General features: G+C 57.2%; 16 protein-coding genes. 8 read left to right on the top strand and 8 right to left on the bottom strand.

Translation table 11 applies throughout. From position 1 onward, the window contains the following. Window positions 1-539: 539 nt before the first annotated feature. The 4 genes from JS46_RS03845 (at window position 540) to JS46_RS23210 (ending at window position 4,374) form a co-directional block, all read left to right on the top strand. Window positions 540-1,433, top strand: a complete 894-nt coding sequence (locus tag JS46_RS03845; protein WP_033748277.1) for an SDR family oxidoreductase — start codon at window positions 540-542, stop codon at window positions 1,431-1,433. A gap of 85 nt (window positions 1,434-1,518) precedes the next feature. After that, window positions 1,519-3,360, top strand: a complete 1,842-nt coding sequence (locus JS46_RS03840; RefSeq protein WP_033748274.1) for a glycoside hydrolase family 15 protein — start codon at window positions 1,519-1,521, stop codon at window positions 3,358-3,360. Continuing rightward, on the top strand, window positions 3,360-3,884 hold the full coding sequence (locus JS46_RS03835; protein WP_033748272.1) for a VOC family protein: 525 nt from the start codon (window positions 3,360-3,362) through the stop codon (window positions 3,882-3,884). Before JS46_RS03840 ends, JS46_RS03835 begins: the two co-directional genes overlap by 1 nt. A 322-nt stretch (window positions 3,885-4,206) precedes the next feature. Continuing rightward, on the top strand, window positions 4,207-4,374 hold the full coding sequence (locus JS46_RS23210) for a general stress protein (protein ID WP_071997418.1): 168 nt from the start codon (window positions 4,207-4,209) through the stop codon (window positions 4,372-4,374). Window positions 4,375-4,645: 271 nt separating this feature from the next. On the opposite strand, the gene JS46_RS03830 is transcribed toward JS46_RS23210, so the two are convergent. The 3 genes from JS46_RS03830 to JS46_RS03820 form a co-directional block, all read right to left on the bottom strand. Continuing rightward, a complete protein-coding gene (locus JS46_RS03830; protein ID WP_033748270.1) occupies window positions 4,646-6,625 on the bottom strand; it encodes an autotransporter domain-containing esterase in 1,980 nt (659 codons plus the stop codon). Between the two features lie 259 nt (window positions 6,626-6,884). Further along, window positions 6,885-7,211 (bottom strand): gamma-glutamylcyclotransferase, encoded by a 327-nt coding sequence (locus tag JS46_RS03825; RefSeq protein ID WP_033748268.1) that lies wholly within the window; start codon window positions 7,209-7,211, stop codon window positions 6,885-6,887. A 439-nt stretch (window positions 7,212-7,650) separates the two neighbouring features. Then, the gene (locus tag JS46_RS03820; RefSeq protein ID WP_033748265.1) at window positions 7,651-8,700 is read right to left on the bottom strand and encodes an NAD(P)-dependent alcohol dehydrogenase; all 1,050 of its coding nucleotides are present in this window, start codon (window positions 8,698-8,700) and stop codon (window positions 7,651-7,653) included. Between the two features lie 109 nt (window positions 8,701-8,809). On the opposite strand from JS46_RS03820, the gene JS46_RS03815 reads away from it, so the two are divergent. Further along, window positions 8,810-9,199, top strand: coding sequence for a helix-turn-helix domain-containing protein (locus JS46_RS03815; RefSeq protein WP_033748264.1), 390 nt, complete (start codon window positions 8,810-8,812; stop codon window positions 9,197-9,199). Between the two features lie 34 nt (window positions 9,200-9,233). Here the strand turns inward: JS46_RS03815 and JS46_RS03810 are convergent, their stop codons facing one another. Beyond that, complete coding sequence (locus tag JS46_RS03810) at window positions 9,234-10,055, bottom strand: Cof-type HAD-IIB family hydrolase (RefSeq protein WP_033748262.1); 822 nt, start codon at window positions 10,053-10,055, stop codon at window positions 9,234-9,236. Between the two features lie 244 nt (window positions 10,056-10,299). On the opposite strand from JS46_RS03810, the gene JS46_RS03805 reads away from it, so the two are divergent. Both JS46_RS03805 and JS46_RS03800 read left to right on the top strand, forming a co-directional pair. Then, window positions 10,300-11,562, top strand: a complete 1,263-nt coding sequence (locus JS46_RS03805) for a DUF1479 domain-containing protein (protein WP_033748260.1) — start codon at window positions 10,300-10,302, stop codon at window positions 11,560-11,562. Window positions 11,563-11,637: 75 nt separating this feature from the next. Then, window positions 11,638-12,387 carry a DNA-binding transcriptional regulator YciT gene (locus tag JS46_RS03800; RefSeq protein WP_033748258.1) on the top strand — a complete coding sequence of 250 codons (750 nt, stop codon included), beginning with the start codon at window positions 11,638-11,640 and terminating at the stop codon, window positions 12,385-12,387. An 8-nt stretch (window positions 12,388-12,395) separates the two neighbouring features. On the opposite strand, the gene JS46_RS03795 is transcribed toward JS46_RS03800, so the two are convergent. Continuing rightward, on the bottom strand, window positions 12,396-13,280 hold the full coding sequence (locus JS46_RS03795) for a LysR family transcriptional regulator (protein ID WP_033748256.1): 885 nt from the start codon (window positions 13,278-13,280) through the stop codon (window positions 12,396-12,398). A gap of 99 nt (window positions 13,281-13,379) precedes the next feature. Between JS46_RS03795 and JS46_RS03790 the strand changes: the two genes are divergently transcribed. Further along, complete coding sequence (locus JS46_RS03790; RefSeq protein WP_033748255.1) at window positions 13,380-14,105, top strand: SDR family oxidoreductase; 726 nt, start codon at window positions 13,380-13,382, stop codon at window positions 14,103-14,105. 83 nt (window positions 14,106-14,188) lie between these two features. Here the strand turns inward: JS46_RS03790 and JS46_RS03785 are convergent, their stop codons facing one another. The 3 genes from JS46_RS03785 to JS46_RS03775 all read right to left on the bottom strand — a co-directional run bounded on the left by JS46_RS03785 (window position 14,189) and on the right by JS46_RS03775 (window position 17,401). After that, window positions 14,189-14,410, bottom strand: a complete 222-nt coding sequence (locus JS46_RS03785) for a YdgH/BhsA/McbA-like domain containing protein (protein ID WP_033748252.1) — start codon at window positions 14,408-14,410, stop codon at window positions 14,189-14,191. 101 nt (window positions 14,411-14,511) lie between these two features. Further along, window positions 14,512-15,210, bottom strand: coding sequence for an aspartate/glutamate racemase family protein (locus tag JS46_RS03780; protein ID WP_033748249.1), 699 nt, complete (start codon window positions 15,208-15,210; stop codon window positions 14,512-14,514). Between the two features lie 142 nt (window positions 15,211-15,352). Next, a complete protein-coding gene (locus JS46_RS03775) occupies window positions 15,353-17,401 on the bottom strand; it encodes an FUSC family protein (RefSeq protein WP_033748247.1) in 2,049 nt (682 codons plus the stop codon). Between the last annotated feature and the right edge of the window lie 180 nt (window positions 17,402-17,581).

The following is a 17,581-nucleotide window of genomic DNA, read 5'->3' as shown; positions in this document are numbered from 1 at the left end:
GGGCGGAGGGAAACCACAATAAATACAGCGTATTCTGCCTTTATGAGCCAGGCACGCAGCACAAATATGCGCCTGATTTTTTCGCTATCTCGACGCGAGCGCTGAACAAACTAATTACCCGCTTTGCTTAGCGAGGATGAATATAATTTTTCGTTCTGCCCTGGGGGCTCATCGCCCGTCAGACAAAGCGGCGGAGCTAAAAAAACCAGGCCAAAATAAAGCGATATAAAAGCGCATCATAAAAAACATCTTTAATATCTAACAAATTGATATTAAATGTTATTTATACAGGATTAACATCGAAAGAGCGTAACAGTCTCAACTAAGTGCAGGTTATATAAGCTGTTTATTAAACCGTCATTTAAATAGCAAGAGCAAAAAAATTTTCGCTGCTCGCCCTGAAAGCCAAAAGGCATCTTATTATTAATGCTGATCCCTATACAGGTGGATTTAATAAGCTCCAGCGAAATTAAATGTGACAAACCTCACATATGTGCCAGGCTTATTATTATCCGAAAACGATGTGCAAGGAGCTAAGCATGAGTAATCAAAACGACAAAACACTCGTCCCGGTTGAATTTCCGACACCCTCTTTTCCAGGGCAGAAACAACCCGTGCCCGGTCTTGCCAGCAAAATGGATCCGGTTCCGGACCATGGGGAAACCACCTATCGCGGCACAGGCCGTCTGACCGGTCGTAAAGCGCTGATCACCGGCGGCGACTCCGGTATCGGCCGCGCTGTGGCTATCGCCTATGCCCGTGAAGGCGCTGACGTGGCAATTAACTATCTGCCTGAAGAAGAGTCCGATGCCGCAGAAGTGATTCAGCTGATTGAAGCGGAAGGCCGCAAAGCTGTGGCGATCCCTGGCGATATCCGCGACGAAGCCTTTTGCCAGTCGCTGGTAAAACAGGCTGTCGAGAAGCTGGGCGGACTGGATATTCTGGTCAACAACGCTGGCCGTCAGCAGTTTAACGAGTCTATTCGTACCCTCTCCACCGAAGACTTCGACGCCACGTTTAAAACCAACGTCTACGCCATGTTCTGGATCACCAAAGCGGCAGTCGACTATCTGCCACGCGGCGCGTCCATTATCAATACGTCGTCCGTGCAGGCTTATCAGCCCAGCGAAATTTTGCTCGATTATGCGCAAACAAAAGCCTGTATCGTCGCCTTTACCAAGACGATGGCACAGCAGCTGGGCAAAGAAGGCATCCGCGTGAACGCGGTGGCGCCGGGTCCATACTGGACGCCGCTGCAGGTTTCCGGCGGTCAGCCGCAGGAAAAAGTGAAAGAGTTCGGTGCCAGCGCGCCGCTGGGCCGTCCTGGCCAGCCGGTTGAAATCGCGCCGCTCTATGTGACCCTCGCCTCGGTCGAAAGCAGCTACACCTCTGGTCAGGTATGGTGCTCCGACGGCGGTACCGGCACGCTGTAACCCCTCTGTTCTCCTCCCAACTGGCCGCCCTGTGCGGCCAGTTTTTTCGTCTGTAGAGAATGCGTTTCAGACAAGGATGCTTCTGATGAAAAACGGTGATTACGCCTCGCCCGTGCGCGAGGAGGGATTTGCTGGCCTCGGCGATTACGCAGCGATTGGCGAAGGACGCTCCGTGGCGCTGATTGCCCCCGACGGCGCCATCGACTGGTGGTGCGCGCCGAACCTGGATTCACCGCCGCTGTTCGATCGTTTGCTCGATCCGGACATCGGCGGTTTTTTTGCGCTTACGCCGGTTGAGCCCTATCGCATGGCGCGACGCTATCGCGAAGAGAGCAACGTGCTGGAAACCTGTTTCACCACCGACGAAGGCGAAGCGCGCCTGACGGAGTCGCTTAACAGTACGCTGGCGGGCCGGCTGCCGTGGAGCGAACTGGCGCGTCGCGTTGAAGGCGTGCGCGGCAGCGTGAAACTTAAACTGCATTTGCGCTTCGGCACCGTGGCGGAAACGCGCTCGCCATGGATGGGCGAAACCACGCAGGGCAATGTGTTTCATATCGGCGATATCATGGCGATGCTGCGCACCAGCGACGACGTTAAGATTACCCACATGGATGACGAACAGGTGATCGCCGAGCTGATCACGCAGCAGGATTCTCGATCGCTGGTAGCGCTGCTGATTACTCAGCGCGAACCGCTGGCGGTGCCCGATCTCGACGCTATCGATACCCGGATCGAGACCAGCCATACTGCCTGGCAAGACTGGTGTAAAAGCCTGAGCTACGAGGGCGAGTACAAAGACCACGTTAAACGCTCGGCGCTGTCGCTTAAGTTTCTCTGGTACTCCCCTACCGGCGCGCTGGCCGCAGCGGCCACTACCTCGCTGCCGGAAGGCATCGGCGGGGAGAAGAATTACGATTATCGCTACGCCTGGGTGCGCGACGCCTGCCTGATTATCAAATCTTTCGTCTATCTCGGCGCGCTGGAGGACTGCAAAGCGGCTTTCTCCTGGCTGTCGCAGACCATTCTGCGCCACGGCATCGAGCTACGCACCTGCTATACGCTGGAAGGCGATATCGTGCCGCCGGAACGTTATCCGTCGCTGCGCGGCTATAAAGATTCGCGGCCGGTACGCGTCGGCAATAACGCGCGCGACCAGCGCCAGCTAAGCATGTATGGCGATATGCTCGCCACGGCGCAGCTGTTTATCGAAGCGGGCCACGTGCTGGATCTCGGCACCTCGCGTCTGCTGGGCCAGCTGGCGAACCACTGCGCCGACCGCTGGCGGCTGAAGGATTCCGGTATCTGGGAGCTGCACGACGAGCAGCACTACACCCATTCGAAAATGGCGTGCTGGCTGGCGCTGGATCGCGCGGTCGCCATGGCCGAGGCCCGTCATATCGAACCCACCTGGATGGAGCGCTGGGCGCGCGAGCGCGATCGCATTCGCGACTGGATAGAGGCGCACTGCTGGTCGGAGAGCAAGCAGGCCTATCTGTTTTACGTCGGCAGCGAAGATCGGCTGGACGCGTCGCTGGCGCTGGTGCATCACTACGGCAACGCGGTCAACCCGGCGCGTATGCGTTCGACCTATGCGGCGATCCAGCGCGAGCTGGGCCAGGGACGCGCCATGCTTTACCGCTATAGCGGCGTGGAAGAGGAAGAGAGCACCTTTGTCGCCTGCTCGTTCTGGCTGGCGGAAGCCTGGGCCTCGATTGGCGAGATCGACAAGGCGCGTGCCTGCATGGAGGAGATCTTGGAGACGCTGTGCGACAGCGGCAACGTTGAGATCTTTAATGAGATGTTTGACGTACGCAGTAACGAGTGGCGTGGCAACCTGCCGCAGGGGCTGAGCCACTTGGCCCTGATCTGCGCCGCGCAGGCATTGACCTGTCATCAATCTAATCAGAACACCAAAGGAGAAGCCTGATGGCGATCAGAGGCATTGAGCATATCGGCATCACCGTCAGCAATATTGAGCAGGCGGAAAACTTTTTTATCCACGCCCTCGACGCATCGATCCTCTACCGCATCGTGCCCTGGCAAAAAAGCGAGCAGCGTATCAGCGGCGATCAGATGCGCCCGGTGAATGGCTTTCCGTCGCAGCTGAGCGTAATTGGGCTGTCGATGCTGCGTTTGGGCAACGGCAGTAATATAGAGCTGTTTCAGCTCGATCCGGGCATCGCCGACGATCTGGCGAATATCGGCCAGCCCGGCGTCAACCATTTCTCGCTGCTGGTGGATGACATCCATGAAACGGCGGAAAAACTTAAGGCGCACGGCGCGCGCTTTTACGACGGACCGAGCGACTGTTTTGCGCAGGAAGAAGGGCCAGGTAATCAGACCTGGTTCTGCCTGACGCCGTTCGGGGTACTGATTGAGTTGATCGCCCTGCCCTCGCCGTTGAAGTATGACAGCGAAGCTACCCAAACGCGCTGGCTGCCCGCCGAATGACAGCTTTGCCAGACCGCGCTTCGGCGCGGCTGTGCTGCTCTGCCAGGAATACTCTGAATCATTAGCAGCAGCAAATTAATTGATATTTTTCTGTTAGCTTAAACCTGTACACCAATATTATTCCTATACAACTTCACGCATATTTTCCTTTAATTCCAGCCGCTTCATGTAGCCTGATTTATTACCCTTTCACTTAACCTGCTATTTACCGCCTCGCCGTAGCGCTTGCGTAATGAAACAGGGCTTCTAATCTTAATGCTGTAAGACGCACACAGCGTTCCAGACCGGCTGTGTTATTTTCAACTCATGAAGAGGACCCATTATGGCTCAACATCGAGGCGGATCAGGTAACTTTGCTGAAAATCGTGAAAGAGCGTCAGAAGCTGGTCGTAAAGGCGGACAGCACAGCGGCGGCAACTTTAAAAACGACCGAGAAAAAGCGTCAGAAGCAGGTAAAAAAGGCGGGCAGAACAGCCGCCGTGGCTCCTGACCGCTTATTTTCCTGCCGGCGTTCAGAGAGGTGAAAAATGCTGGATCACCAGGATTAAGCCGCTAGTGACTGCGCCGGGTTGCAAAACCTGGCGCATATTTTTTAGCCCGAGCAATAAATCCCCTGTTATTTCTCAGATTCAATCAGACCTGCTTTGCGCTCCTCGCTTTTCACCCTTATTAATAAAACCTCTGACATCTGCACCAATTAATTCGCGCAGGCGCTTCACCCATTAAATCAGAGCCAGCCGTCGAGACTGGCCCCATTAACATTAAAAGGTGGCGTTTACGCCGATATTCCAGCCGAGCTGATGCGCATCGCGATTGCCGCCAACGGCCGATACGCCGGCAAAGGCATTGACTGTTTCGCCCAGCGGAACGTTGGCGCCGACGGCGGCGTCCAGCCAGTTGCTGTCGCGTGCGCCCGTGGTTCGGCTGAAAGCGGTACGCGTCGACTTCAAGCCGGCGGTTACGGTGGAGTCGGTATCGCCAAACTGATGGTTGTAGCTCACCTGCGCCCAGGGATTGACTGGCCACTGATGGCTGTCAATGCGCCAGCCGATGGCGCCGATTTGCGAATGGCTGGTCTGGTCGCCGTAGCGCATCGACGTACTGCTGTTGCCCTGCTCGCGATAGCCGCCGACGCGGCCATAGTCGAGTGCATAGCTGGCTACGGGGCCGGTAGTCAGGTGATCGCCCAGCGGCAGGTCCCAGCCGGTCTGCACGCGCATGCCCAGCAGCTTGCCGCCGGTGTTGCCCTGCTCGGTGCGGGTTGCCGGACCGATTTTTATGTCGCGCTGGATATCGTCAAAATCCAGGTCGGCATAGTGCAGATCGGCGTTGATCCACGCCTGGTCGCCCAGCTCAAGCTGGCTGTAAAGCGCAACCAGATTGCCACGCAGGCGGTAGTCGTAGCGCGATGAAGGCTCCTGCCGCTGGTTGGTATTTGAGAAAAGCACGCCGGTCTGCCAGTTATCGGTAAGCTGATAGCCGAGGCCCAGCGTAAAGCTGGCGGTGGTGGCGTCGCCGTTGTACCAGGCATCGCCTTTATAGTCCACATGCTGGCCGGCATAGCCGCCGAATACCGAAAGCTGCCCCGCGCTGCTCGCCTGATGCCGCTGCTGTTGCAGATGCCCGTCCAGCGTGTTTTGCATATCGCGCGCCAGGGTTTGCGGTGCCTGCGACAGGGCCGCGACCTGCGCGGGCGCGTCGAGAATCGACTGAATATAGTCCGCCATCATGGCGTGTACGTCCGGGCTGGGATGCAGACGATCGGCAAACAGATAGGCCTGCGCGCGGGAGAAGCCGGCGTCGGTAGAGGCGCACTCATCCGCTGCGGTGCCGACCGGACAGGCGATGCCAATAGTATTAGTCAGGCCGTAACGGGTCGGATCGGCAATCACTTCGTTAAACAGCCCGGCGATATCGACGCGCACGATATTGCCGTTGAGCGTCGCCAGCCCCTGCTCTTCCTGCTGGTTGTAGCCCGCCGTCAGCGCCGAGACCTGCGTGCTCAGCGCCTGCCACGCGCGATAGAGCTGTTCCGCCAGCGCGTCGCGCACGGCGGGTATTCCTGACACCTGCGCCGCCGCCTGAGTAAAGGCGTTGCGCACCGCCTGCTGGCGCGAGGCGGCATCGGGCGTGGTGGCGCCGTCGAGCGACTGAAACGCGGCGGCCGAGGCCGCGCTGGAGGCAGGGCCCAGCGCTCTCAATACCGTTAAGATCATATAGGGCGTTTCGCCCAGCTGCGGTACGGTCGGCACAATCACCGCGCCTGCGCCGGCATCCAGCAAGGTTTTCACCTGTGCCGTCGCCGCTGCCGCGCTGGTGCTGAGCGTATTGGTCGCGGTAAAGGGATTGGTAACGGCGGCCGCGACGTCGTTAGCGCCGATCCAGTGAATATAAAGGCCGTTGCTGTCGGCGCGGCCGCCGGTCGATCTCAGGTAGCCGGCGAGCTGGTCTTCGGTGTTGAGCTGCGGGTTGAGCTGCGGCCGCGATACTGCGTTGCCCTGGGCATAGTTGCTGCCGCCCAGCCTCGATCGCTGTAAGTCCTGTCCCAGATTCGCAGCCAGAATTTCATCGTAGAGCGGATGGCGACCGCCATCCCAGGTAAAACGGCCAATATTGCCGCTGTCGCTCAGGCTGTCGCCAAACACGGTAAGACTATCCCACGCCAGCGCCGACAGCGGCGTCAGTAACGCGCCAACGGCAGCGAAGGCAGCGAGAGAACGCGCGTCTTTAAGGGTTTTCATCATCGACTCCGGAAATCGCCAGGCATCGCCCGCCTGGCCGCAGTGTTGAAAGACAGACGCGGTCGAAGATGCCCGCGCAGCCAGAAAAGCGCCGCACCCATGATGCGAACGTAAAAAAAATGTTAACAAGGACGATTAAAAAACTAGTCAGAGAAAGAGGCGATCGCCACTATTTCCGCAATATTTCGTCAGGCTGGGGTTAAAACGAAGCGGAGGGTAACGCATTGTTGTGCCAGTACTCCTTACCGGCACAGGCTTTTCAGGCGGTCTGAATTTGATAAATCCAGGCGGTGACGAGGTCGCCTTCTTCAGTGTTCACTGTAACAGGCACGCGATCGTAACCTGCTTCAAATTCATCCAGCATCGGCCAGTGCTGCGCCAGGCTGGATGACTGAAATACGTAGCCATGTACAGGCGATCCCTGGGCATCCAGCTGGATAGCCGGAAAGCCCAGCGCCGCGCCCCAGCCCGATTCATGCAGCACGCCTTTCACCCATCCCGGTAGCCAGTCGCCGCCGATATTTTCCAGAATATGGGCGTTGGAACGTCCCGGGCATAAGGTGCCGTAGACAAACAGCTTTTCCATTTACCTCCTCCTTTTAAAAGCGAAAGCCTGACTTTACCGACGATGTCAGGCAATGTCATGCCCTGCGCTGGCTACAGTGAACAGGTCTGACGTGCGGCCGGGTTACTGATTACAGTGAATGTTAATGCAGTAAAGACAGCACGGCGCTGCTGATTACAGTGAATGTTGTTGCGTCAGAGAAAGCACGCCGCTGCTGATTACAGTCAATCTGCATATATGACGGCTCTGCGTGCGGAAAACTGGCCGATCTGTTTGAACCCTGAGCAATTACCGGATGAAATTTGATCACATCCGCCAGCCACGAAGCATTCACTGTAATCAGTAGAAAAGCGTGAAAGCGGATAGCGCCGCGAAACGGCGGTTAGCACCAAACATTGCTGGCGATTTCAGGCTGAAATGCTTAAAAATCAAGGGACTTATTCCTAAGCCCCTTTTAACGTTACCAGCGCGTTTTCTCCATATCGATAACGAAGCGATATTTCACGTCACCTTGCAGCATACGAGCAAAGGCGCTTTCAATCTCTTCGCCAGCGATCATTTCGACGTCGGAAGTGATGTTGTGCTGGCCGCAGAAGTCGAGCATCTCCTGCGTTTCGCGGATGCTGCCGATGGAGGTGCCGCTAATGCTCAGTCGACGGAAAACCATCGGCGTCACGTTCGGCGACGGATGTGGCCGATCGGGAATGCCTACCAGAACCAGCTGGCCGTTGGTTTTCAGAGTCGCCAGATAGGGATCAAGATCGTGCGGCGCGGCGACGCAGTCGAGAATAATATCCAGTGAAGCCTGACAGGCGGCTATCTGTTGGTCATCGCGCGATACCACTACATGACTGGCGCCCAGGCGACGCGCATCGGCGCCCTTCTCCGGCGAAGTGGTAAACAGCGTCACCTCTGCGCCAAGCGCGCTGGCCAGCTTCACCGCCATATGCCCCAACCCGCCCAGTCCGATAACGCCGACTTTGTGGCCCGGCTGCACCTGATAGTGACGCAGCGGCGACCAGACGGTTACGCCGGCGCAGAGCAGCGGCGCGACCGCTTTCAGATCGAGATTCTGCGGAATGGAAACCACAAAATGTTGATCGGCAATCACATGCTGAGCGTAGCCGCCGAAGGTGGTGGAACCGGTATATTTATCGGTGCCGTTATAGGTGGGGGTAAAGCCCGCCTCGCAGTACTGCTCTTCCTGCTGCTGGCAGAAGCGGCACTGACCGCAGGAGTCAACCATCACGCCGACGCCGACAATGTCGCCCGCTTTGAAGTGGGTAACGTTAGCGCCAGCGGCTTCGACACGTCCGACAATTTCATGGCCTGGCACCAGCGGATAACGGCTTACGCCCCACTCATTGCGCGCCATATGCAGATCGGAATGGCATACGCCGCAGTAGATAATGGCAATTTTAACGTCGTCCGGCTGCAGTTCGCGTAACTCGACCTGGCCTACCGCCAGCGGCTGCGTCGCCTGCTGAGCGACCAGTGCGTTAATTTTCATCGTTTCCTCCTGATGTCTGCCTGAAGCGGCAAAGAAAGCGGCCCACTATAGACAGGCGGGGAAGCTATTGGTAGTAGTTACCTTTTGGTAACCATGAGGAAATTTTGCTATGCCCGCCTGGATTGATGGAAAGCTGATGTTTTTCGCGGATTCGCCGCCGCGGCGTCTGCTGGAGCTGTTTGCCGTAAAGTGGAGCACTATGGTGCTGCACGCTCTTTATCACTGGCCTGAGCAGCGTGCGCGCACGGGCGAACTGCAGCGCAGCCTGCAGGGTATTTCAAAAAAAATGCTGGTGCAGACGCTGCGGGAACTGGAGCAGCGCGGGCTGGTGACACGCAAGGTGTTTGAAGTGGTGCCGCCTAAGGTGGAGTATGCGCTGACGCCGCTGGGAAGAACCTTCGCCGAACCGATTGAGCGGATGTATCAGTGGGGGCTGGAGCATCAGGCCGCGCTGGATGAGATGGAGCAGAATCTCGAGGCAGCGCGGCGGCAGGTGTAACCCCGGCTGTATCGCACGCGGGGCCGGCAGAGGCTTAACCGAAGGGAAATTCGCGCGAGAGCACGCGGGCGATAACGTTTAACGCGCCGTCATCGTTATTGCTTTCGGTTTTATAACGCGCCACGGCGCGCACCGGCTCCACGGCGTTCGCCATCGCAAAGCTGAAGCAGGCCTGGCGTAGCATCTCCAGATCGTTTGCGCTGTCGCCGATAGCGACCACTTCGCAATCGCTGATGCCCCATTTTTCCTGCAGCAGCGCGATGCCGTGCGCTTTGTGACAGCCCGGGATAATCAGATCGATAAAGCCATAGCCACTGGAGACCGGATGCATAATGTTTTCGATCTCGCCCAGCTGGTTATGCAGGCGCGCCAGCAGCGCATCGACGCCTTCATGCGCCAGGTTCAGGGAAAATTTAAAAATAGTGTCATCGATAGCGTAGAGATCGTCGCGTTTCTCCAGCCGGGCATAATGGTTGGACAGCAGGTTGACTACCTCATCCGGGACCGATGAGTGAACGTAGGCGCCGTTGCGTCCGCACACCACGGTACTGATATCGGGTTCTTTCGCCAGGATGTCCAGCACCTGATGCACGCGCGACTGCGCCAGCTCGCCACAAAAAATTTCTTCATTGCTGTCTGAAACCCAGGCGCCGTTCTCGGCGACAAAGGCGATTTCATCTTTAATCTCAAAAAAGTAACGCTGCAGCTGGTAGTACTGATTGCCGCTGGCGACCACGAAACGAATGCCTCTCTCTTTCAACAGCACGTACTGTCGCAAAAAGCGCTGAACGTTGTACTCCTTATTGTCGTCGAGAAAGGTGCCATCCATATCCACCGCGATCATCTTTACCGCCATTGTCATCTCCTTGCTGAGGCTGTTGTTTCAGTGATGCCCACTCAATGGGTAAAGCTTACCCGCAGTGTGGATTAATGAGAATTTTAATAATAAGAATGTTCAGGGCTTTCGGAGCTTTCCTGACACAGTGTGCAGACGATCACGAAACTGGGGGTTGCCTAATCATAACTGCTCTGCTTAAACTTACGAACGAAACACAATTTTATTACAAATGAAAAACAGTTACCAGCCTACGGAGGCCAAAATGACCCTACACACACAGGCTACGCCGTTGCCCGACGACATCAGCGTAGCGATTCGCACCTTTAAACAGCAGCTTCGTGAGCAAATCGGCGATGTCGAGGCGCTTTTCGCCCGCGTCAGCCAGCGCATCGAAAGCGCGATTGCGGAAGCGAAAGAGGAAGAGCAACGTTACGGTACGGCGTGGCCGATCGTAACGCAGCAAGCTATCGCCCAGGGAGAGGTTTCGAATGAAACCCTGGCGCGCATTAAACGACGCGGCTGTGTAGTGGTGAAGCAGCAGTTTCCTCGCGAGCAAGCGCTGGCGTGGGATCAATCCCTGCTGGATTATCTCGATCTGAATGACTTCGACGCGCAGTATCGCGGCCCCGGCGATAATTTCTTTGGCAGCCTCGAAGCGTCACGTCCGGAAATTTTCCCTATTTACTGGTCGCAGGCGCAAATGCAGGCGCGTCAGAGCGACGCCACCACGCAGGTGCAGTCTTTCCTGAATCGTCTGTGGCGTTTCTCTTCACAGGGCAAGCAATGGTTCGATCCTGACGTCAGCATTATTTATCCCGACCGCATCCGTCGTCGTCCGCCGGGCACCACCTCGAAAGGGCTGGGCGCGCATACTGATTCCGGCGCGCTGGAGCGCTGGCTGCTGCCCGCTTATCAGCAGGTGTTCGCCGCCGTCTTCCGTGGCGATATAGAGGCTTACGATCCCTGGGACGCGGCGTGGCGCACCGAGGTAAATGAATATGACGTGCCCGACACCACCAAATGCTCCGCGTTTCGCACATTCCAGGGCTGGACCGCACTGTCGGATATGCTCGCCGGACAGGGTCTGCTGCATGTCGTGCCAGTGCCGGAGGCGATGGCCTATATTCTGCTGCGTCCGCTGCTCGACGACGTGCCGGACGACGAACTGTGCGGCGTCGCGCCCGGCAAGGTGCTGCCCGTCAGCGAGAAGTGGCATCCGCTGCTGATTAACGGCCTGTGCTCTATCCCGCCGCTGGAAGCGGGCGATTCGGTATGGTGGCACTGCGACGTCATCCATTCCGTTGCGCCGGTGGAAAATCAACAGGGCTGGGGAAACGTGATGTATATTCCCGCCGCGCCGATGTGCGCCAAAAACCGCGCCTGCGCGCAGGAGGTCGCCGAAGCGCTGGCGCTCGGCCGGTCGCCCGCAGATTTCCCGCCTGAGGATTACGAAACGGGCTGGCGCGATCGCTTCACGTTCGACGATCTCAACGACAACGGCCGCCGCGCACTCGGTCTGGCCTGATCATTGCCGCGCAGCGTCCCCTGCGCGGCCTCTCTCTGCTACACTGGCGCCACCCTTTTCCACTAAACGGCCCGCATGAACGCTCGTCATCAACAGATTATTCAACTTGTTAACACGCGCGGCAGCGTGACGGTCACCGAACTGGCCCAGCTGACCGGCGTTTCCGAAGTCACCGTCCGTCAGGATCTCAACCTGCTGGAGCGCGACCATTTCTTGCGCCGCGTTCACGGCTCCGCGATGGCGCTGGACAGCGATGACGTCGGCATGCGTATGCATACGCGTTACGAACTCAAACAGGCGCTCGCCAGCCACGCCGCAGGCCTGATAGACGCCGGCGAGGCGGTTTTTATCGAGGGCGGCAGCACCAATGCGCTGCTGGCGCGCCTGCTGGCCGATCGCGCCGACATTACGGTAATAACCGTCAGCCATTTCATCGCGCACCTGCTGAAAGACGCGGCGTGCGACGTGATCGTGCCAGGCGGGTTGTTGCAAAAGAGCAGCCAGTCGATGGTCGGCCCGCTGACGCGCTACTGCATTCAGCAAATACACTTTCATAAAGCCTTTATCGGCGTTGACGGCTGGCAGGCGGAAACCGGTTTTACCGGCCGCAATATGCTGCGCTGCGATGTGGTGGATGCGGTACTGGCGAAGAATGTGCCGACCTGGGCGCTGACGGACGCCTCGAAGTTCGGGCAGATCCATCCCTATCCGCTGTCGTCGGGCTATCGGGTCGCGCAGGTGATTACCGATAGCGGACTGAACGCCGAGGCGCTGGCGCAGCTAGAGGAACAAGGAGTCGCGGTAACGCGCGTCGCGTCGCGCTGAACCGCCGCTCAGATCTTCATATGATCGATGAGCGCCCGTAGCTTGGGCGCCAGATTTTTTCGGCTGGGGAAGTAGAGATAGAACCCGGCGAAGGTCGGCAGATAGTCCGACAGCAGCGGCACCAGCTCGCCGCGCGCGATATAGGGCCGATAGGTCTCCTCCATGCCGAATGCGATGCCGCCGCCCGCGCAGGCGGTGCGGATCATGACTCCCATGTCATTGGTATTAAGCCGCGCGTTAACCGCCACATCGAACTCCCTGCCCTCTTCCGCAAATTCCCAGCGATAGGGGGCCACGCCCGGCTCGCGTCGCCAGCCGATGCAGCAGTGCTGCAGCAACTCATGGGGATGGCGCGGCGTGCCGCAGCGCGCCAGATAATCGGGTGAGGCGACGGCGATCTGCCGCTGACGCAGCGAGACAGGCACCGCAATCATATCCTGCGCGATTATTTCTCCCAGCCGGACGCCAGCGTCATAGCCCTGCGCCACAATATCAAACTCTTCGTCAGTTACTGAAATATCCAGCTCGATATGCGGATAGCGGCTGAGAAACGACGCCAGCAGCTCGCCGTTGATAAAGCGTTCGGCAATAGAAGAGACGGCCAGCCGCAGCAGCCCTCGCGGCTCGCCCGCCAGCGCGCTGACGTCCACTACCGCCTGATTGAGCTGCGAAATAGCCGGCGCTGCCTCGGCGTAGAGCCTTTCCCCCGCTTCGGTAAGGCTAAGGCTGCGCGTAGTGCGACGGATAAGCGATATCTGCAGCCGATCCTCCAGCCGCCTTAACGCCTGACTCACTGCCGGTCGCGTCACGCCCAGCTTCTCTGCCGCCACGCGAAAATTGCGCGTTTGCGCCAGGGTGACGAAAACCTCCAGCGCGTTTTTGTCCAGCATCATTGGTTAGCCTCTGTTACTAGTCAGGTAAGGAATGGATGGATTCTCTTTATAAAGCAGCAGGCATAAGATCGCCAGACACTTAACGACAGGAGCGAAACCATGAGCAATAAAGTGATCTTAATCACCGGCGCCTCAAGCGGCATAGGCGCAGGCATCGCACGTGAGCTGGCGGCGAGCGGCGCAACTCTGCTGTTGGGCGCACGCCGCGTCGTTCGCTTAGAGACGCTGGCGGCGGAGCTTAAGCAGCAAGGTGCAGAAGTCGCCGTCGCCGCGCTCGATGTCACCTCGCGCGCTTCCGTGCAGCAGTTTGCCGAAGTCGCGCTGGAAAAATGGGGACGGATCGACGTGATGATTAACAATGCGGGCGTGATGCCGCTGTCGCCGCTGGCATCCCTGAAGGTTGATGAGTGGGATCAGATGATTGACGTCAATATTAAAGGCGTGCTGTACGGCATTGCCGCCGTGCTGCCGCCGATGCTGGCGCGTGAAGCGGGCCATATCATCAATATCGCCTCTATCGGCGCGCTGAGCGTCTCGCCCACCGCCGCCGTTTACTGCGCGACCAAGTTTGCCGTGCGGGCGATCTCAGACGGTTTGCGTCAGGAGAATACGCAGCTGCGCGTAACCTGTATTCACCCTGGCGTAGTGGAAAGCGAACTCGCCTCTACCATTACCGACCCCGCCGCCGCCGCGCTGATGGATGACTATCGATCTATCGCGCTCCAGCCGGCGGCGATTGGTCGCGCCGTCCGCTTCGCCATCGAGCAGCCCGACGATGTCGATGTGAGCGAGATTGTGGTGCGCCCTACCCGCTCGCCCTATTAATGAGGCGTCAGCGGTTAACCCAGGACAACAAAAAAGGCTGCCTTGCGGCAGCCTTTTCTGGCACGTCCCTGTACGACCATCCGTTATTTATAGAGTTCAGCGGTCATGTAGACGCCGTTATCGGCACGGGCGCTGGTAATTTTATAGCCTAAAGCGCCTTCAGCCTGCGCTTTCGCGGCGATATGGGCTTCAGCGCTGTCCAGCGTGCTGCCGTGCGCAGAGATGCTTTGTGCGGCAAAGCTGCCGAATGAGATCATAGAAAGTGCGGCGACGGTAGCAATAGCGAGAGTTTTTACATTTTTCATGGTCAAAATCCTTCTTTTGTTAGTGCAAGGCAACATGCCTTCGATGGGTGTTATAATAACCTTAGTTACTATTACCTGACTAACAAAAAGTGCGATCTTGATCACTCTTCTTTTAATGCCTGATGAACAGCCCATTGCGCATGAATTTGTGTGGTATCAAACAGCGGCACGCTGGCATCGTTCACTGTAACCAGCATGGTGATCTCGGTACAGCCGAGGATAATCCCTTCAGCACCCTGCGCGGCAAGTGTGGCCATTATCTCGCGAAACCGCGCCCGCGATTCGGGATTGATCACTCCCTGACACAGCTCCTGATAGATCACCTGATGAACAAAATCGCGATCATTCTTCTCTGGCGTTATAACTTCCAGCCCCCATTTATCCGTGAGCCGTCCGCGGTAAAAAGCCTCCTCCATGGTAAAGCGCGTGGCTAGCAGCCCGACCTTTTTTAATCCTTCATCATGAATGCGTTGCGCAGTCGCATCGGCGATATGCAGCAGAGGGATCGCCACAGCCTGTTCAATCTGAGAGGCAACTTTATGCATGGTGTTGGTCGCCAGCACCAGAAAGTCAGCGCCCGCATGCGAAAGCACCTGCGCAGCTTGCGCCAGCATCAGGCCGGCTTCGTCCCATCGTTCCGCTCTTTGCAACTTCTCTATCTCGTCGAAGTCCAGGCTGTAAAGCACCACGCGCGCCGAATGCAGGCCACCCAAGGCAAGCTTAACCTCTTCATTCAAAATGCGGTAATAGAGCGCCGTCGATTCCCATGACATGCCGCCGATTAAGCCGATCGTTTTCACATTACGCCTCGCTTCTTCAGATGATGATTGTTATAGCATGCCTGATAACAGGCCGCGCTGGCGCGGCTTTATTGCCATGCGGGTGCGCTTCAGCACAAAAAAACAGCCACGGATGTGGCTGTGGTTATTTTCCGGGAATGGATTACGCCTGCTGTGGCCAGCGGGCCTGAGGAAACAGCGAGAGCCGTACGTTGAACAGATACAACAACGGCGCATAAAAGCGACTATCGTGTTGCGCCAGAGCTTCCAGCGCCAGCACCAGCCTGTCCAGCTCATCCAGCAGCGCCTGATGCGGCGGCGTCTGTAACACCCTGATACGGCTTTTAAGAAACAGCCGTAGCTCGCCGAATAACGGGTCGCTGCTAATCTGCTGCTCGGCCAGCAGTGGCTGATGACGGACGTAGAAGTCATAGCAGTTGGCGCCCAGCCAGGCTTCGGTAATCAGATTGCCGCCCGCCGCCAGTTCGGCATCGTTGTCGATACGCTTACGAGGAAGGATAACGTTAACCTTGTCCAGCGTGCGCGCCACAAACTGCTGACGCATCAGCAGCGAAGCGCTGTTGAGCTCAACCGCATTGATAAACTGCAGCAGCTCTTTCAATCCTTTGCGCAGCGCACGTTTGGCAGTCCAGGCTGGCCGTTTGTTGCGAATCACCGCGGTAACTATTACTGCTGCCGCAATGCCGCTGAGGGTGGAGAGCGAGGCATTCACTATAAGCAGCAGGTTGGGTTTGAAGTGATGACTCATTCCGATCAGGCCAGGGATCTGCGTCGCCACAATCAGGCCGATCAAATTGGTGGAGGGATTAGCAATCACTAATCCCAACGCCATCAGCCCTGGCGCCAGGCAGAGCACCAGCGCTTCAAAGGAGGTCGCTTCCGGTATCAGCAAGGTGGTGTAAAGCATGCTGATGACGATCGCCACCACCACGCCCTTGAGAAAAATCTTCATCGGCGCGAGCGGACTGTCCATGGCAGCAAAGAAGGAGCAAAGAACCGCCGCCATCATCGGGGCAGTGGCGCCATCCACCCAGCCGCTGCCTATCCAGAACAGACAGGTCAGAAAGGTGGCGAGAAAAGCGGTCAGGCAGGAGAGCAGCAGCATGCCTTTATCGACATGTTTATGGCTGCGCGCCACCTTGCCGGGTTTCGCGCTCGGCGTCAGATCGCTGACGCGCTCGCCCACCGTCTGGTAGGCCTCTGCGATACGCACGAAATTCAGCAGCCTTTCCAGCAGACCGGCGAGCAAGATGCTCTCCTCAACCGGCAGCTCGCCGCTTTCCCACTCCGCCTTGAGCTGCTGCTGCGCTACCGCCAGCCTTTCCTTAATCGCCTGCGTTTCGACACCGTGCTCGGCGCTGTTCAGCCAGCGCAAAAACTGCTGAAACGTCTGCGCGACATGCTCTGGAAAACGTATCTGCTGTTCCGCCAGCAGGCTGAGGCGCGCCTCAATCGCCGTAAGCGTGGGAATTAAATAGGAGAGATGCTGATACTGCACGCTGACCAGCCGAATTAGCCGTCGAGCCGCTTCGCCTTCATAAACGCAATGGGTAATCAGGGTCTCAACATTCAGCGGGTAGTTCGCCATCTGGACAAGGATATCTTCCCGTTCCAGCGACTTTTCCTTAGGCATCACTGTAATCAGCTCGGCGCAGAGCTTTCTGGCGTTTTGATACCAGTTGCTGACGCTCTGCTCCAGCATGCTGCTCATCGAAACCGGCATGATGAGCCGATGCACCAGACTGCTACAGAGGATAGCGACGCTAATCTCCTCCACGCGCGAGATAACGGTATAGGTGATGTCAGCCGGAGCGGTGACGTCAGGAAAGCCCATAATCGCCGCGCTATATCCCGCCAGCATAAAGACATAACTTTTGGGCGTGCGGTCGTGCAGCGACAGGTAGAGACAGAGCGCGACCCATAGTGAGATGCAGAGGCTGAACAGCATCGGGTCCTGTACCGTGGCGGGATAGATCAGCAATACGAACAGCCCGCCCAGCAGCGTGCCTAAAAACCGGAAAACAGATTTTGAGATAGTGGAGGCGGAATAAAGCTGTGAAGCGACATAGACGGTGGTCAGTGACCAGGCAGGTTTATCAAGGTTGAGTTCTAATGCGATAAAGAGCGCTAAGAAGGCGGCCAGGCAGGTTTTGCTGGAAAAGAGTAGCGCGCTTTTTGAAAACCACTTCATACGGTGAATGGACCTCAGACAGGCATTTTTGGCCGTATCCTGGCAGAAGGCCTGACGGAATGCTCTTTGATTATTACTACAAATTATTAACGTGCTAATTATTCTCTCGCAGCATAAGTCAATGCAATTGGTTATTTATTGGTTATATCCGCTATTTGCTAAGTTAGCGAAAAAAACGGA

The organism is Pantoea sp. NGS-ED-1003, assembly GCF_000738765.1.
GTDB lineage: Bacteria > Pseudomonadota > Gammaproteobacteria > Enterobacterales > Enterobacteriaceae > Pantoea > Pantoea septica.
Note: the sequence above shows the minus strand (reverse complement) of the source record. Positions and strands in the feature narration are given on the sequence as shown.

What these genes read in the sequence shown, in the direction of transcription:
- JS46_RS03790 (WP_033748255.1), top strand. Translation starts at nt 13,380, where the DNA reads ATGAGCAATAAAGTGATCTTAATCACCGGCGCCTCAAGCGGCATAGGC.
- JS46_RS03785 (WP_033748252.1), bottom strand. Translation starts at nt 14,410, where the DNA reads ATGAAAAATGTAAAAACTCTCGCTATTGCTACCGTCGCCGCACTTTCT.
- JS46_RS03840 (WP_033748274.1), top strand. Translation starts at nt 1,519, where the DNA reads ATGAAAAACGGTGATTACGCCTCGCCCGTGCGCGAGGAGGGATTTGCT.
- JS46_RS03800 (WP_033748258.1), top strand. Translation starts at nt 11,638, where the DNA reads ATGAACGCTCGTCATCAACAGATTATTCAACTTGTTAACACGCGCGGC.
- JS46_RS03805 (WP_033748260.1), top strand. Translation starts at nt 10,300, where the DNA reads ATGACCCTACACACACAGGCTACGCCGTTGCCCGACGACATCAGCGTA.
- JS46_RS03835 (WP_033748272.1), top strand. Translation starts at nt 3,360, where the DNA reads ATGGCGATCAGAGGCATTGAGCATATCGGCATCACCGTCAGCAATATT.
- JS46_RS03815 (WP_033748264.1), top strand. Translation starts at nt 8,810, where the DNA reads ATGCCCGCCTGGATTGATGGAAAGCTGATGTTTTTCGCGGATTCGCCG.
- JS46_RS03820 (WP_033748265.1), bottom strand. Translation starts at nt 8,700, where the DNA reads ATGAAAATTAACGCACTGGTCGCTCAGCAGGCGACGCAGCCGCTGGCG.
- JS46_RS23210 (WP_071997418.1), top strand. Translation starts at nt 4,207, where the DNA reads ATGGCTCAACATCGAGGCGGATCAGGTAACTTTGCTGAAAATCGTGAA.
- JS46_RS03845 (WP_033748277.1), top strand. Translation starts at nt 540, where the DNA reads ATGAGTAATCAAAACGACAAAACACTCGTCCCGGTTGAATTTCCGACA.
- JS46_RS03830 (WP_033748270.1), bottom strand. Translation starts at nt 6,625, where the DNA reads ATGAAAACCCTTAAAGACGCGCGTTCTCTCGCTGCCTTCGCTGCCGTT.
- JS46_RS03810 (WP_033748262.1), bottom strand. Translation starts at nt 10,055, where the DNA reads ATGGCGGTAAAGATGATCGCGGTGGATATGGATGGCACCTTTCTCGAC.
- JS46_RS03775 (WP_033748247.1), bottom strand. Translation starts at nt 17,401, where the DNA reads ATGAAGTGGTTTTCAAAAAGCGCGCTACTCTTTTCCAGCAAAACCTGC.
- JS46_RS03795 (WP_033748256.1), bottom strand. Translation starts at nt 13,280, where the DNA reads ATGATGCTGGACAAAAACGCGCTGGAGGTTTTCGTCACCCTGGCGCAA.
- JS46_RS03825 (WP_033748268.1), bottom strand. Translation starts at nt 7,211, where the DNA reads ATGGAAAAGCTGTTTGTCTACGGCACCTTATGCCCGGGACGTTCCAAC.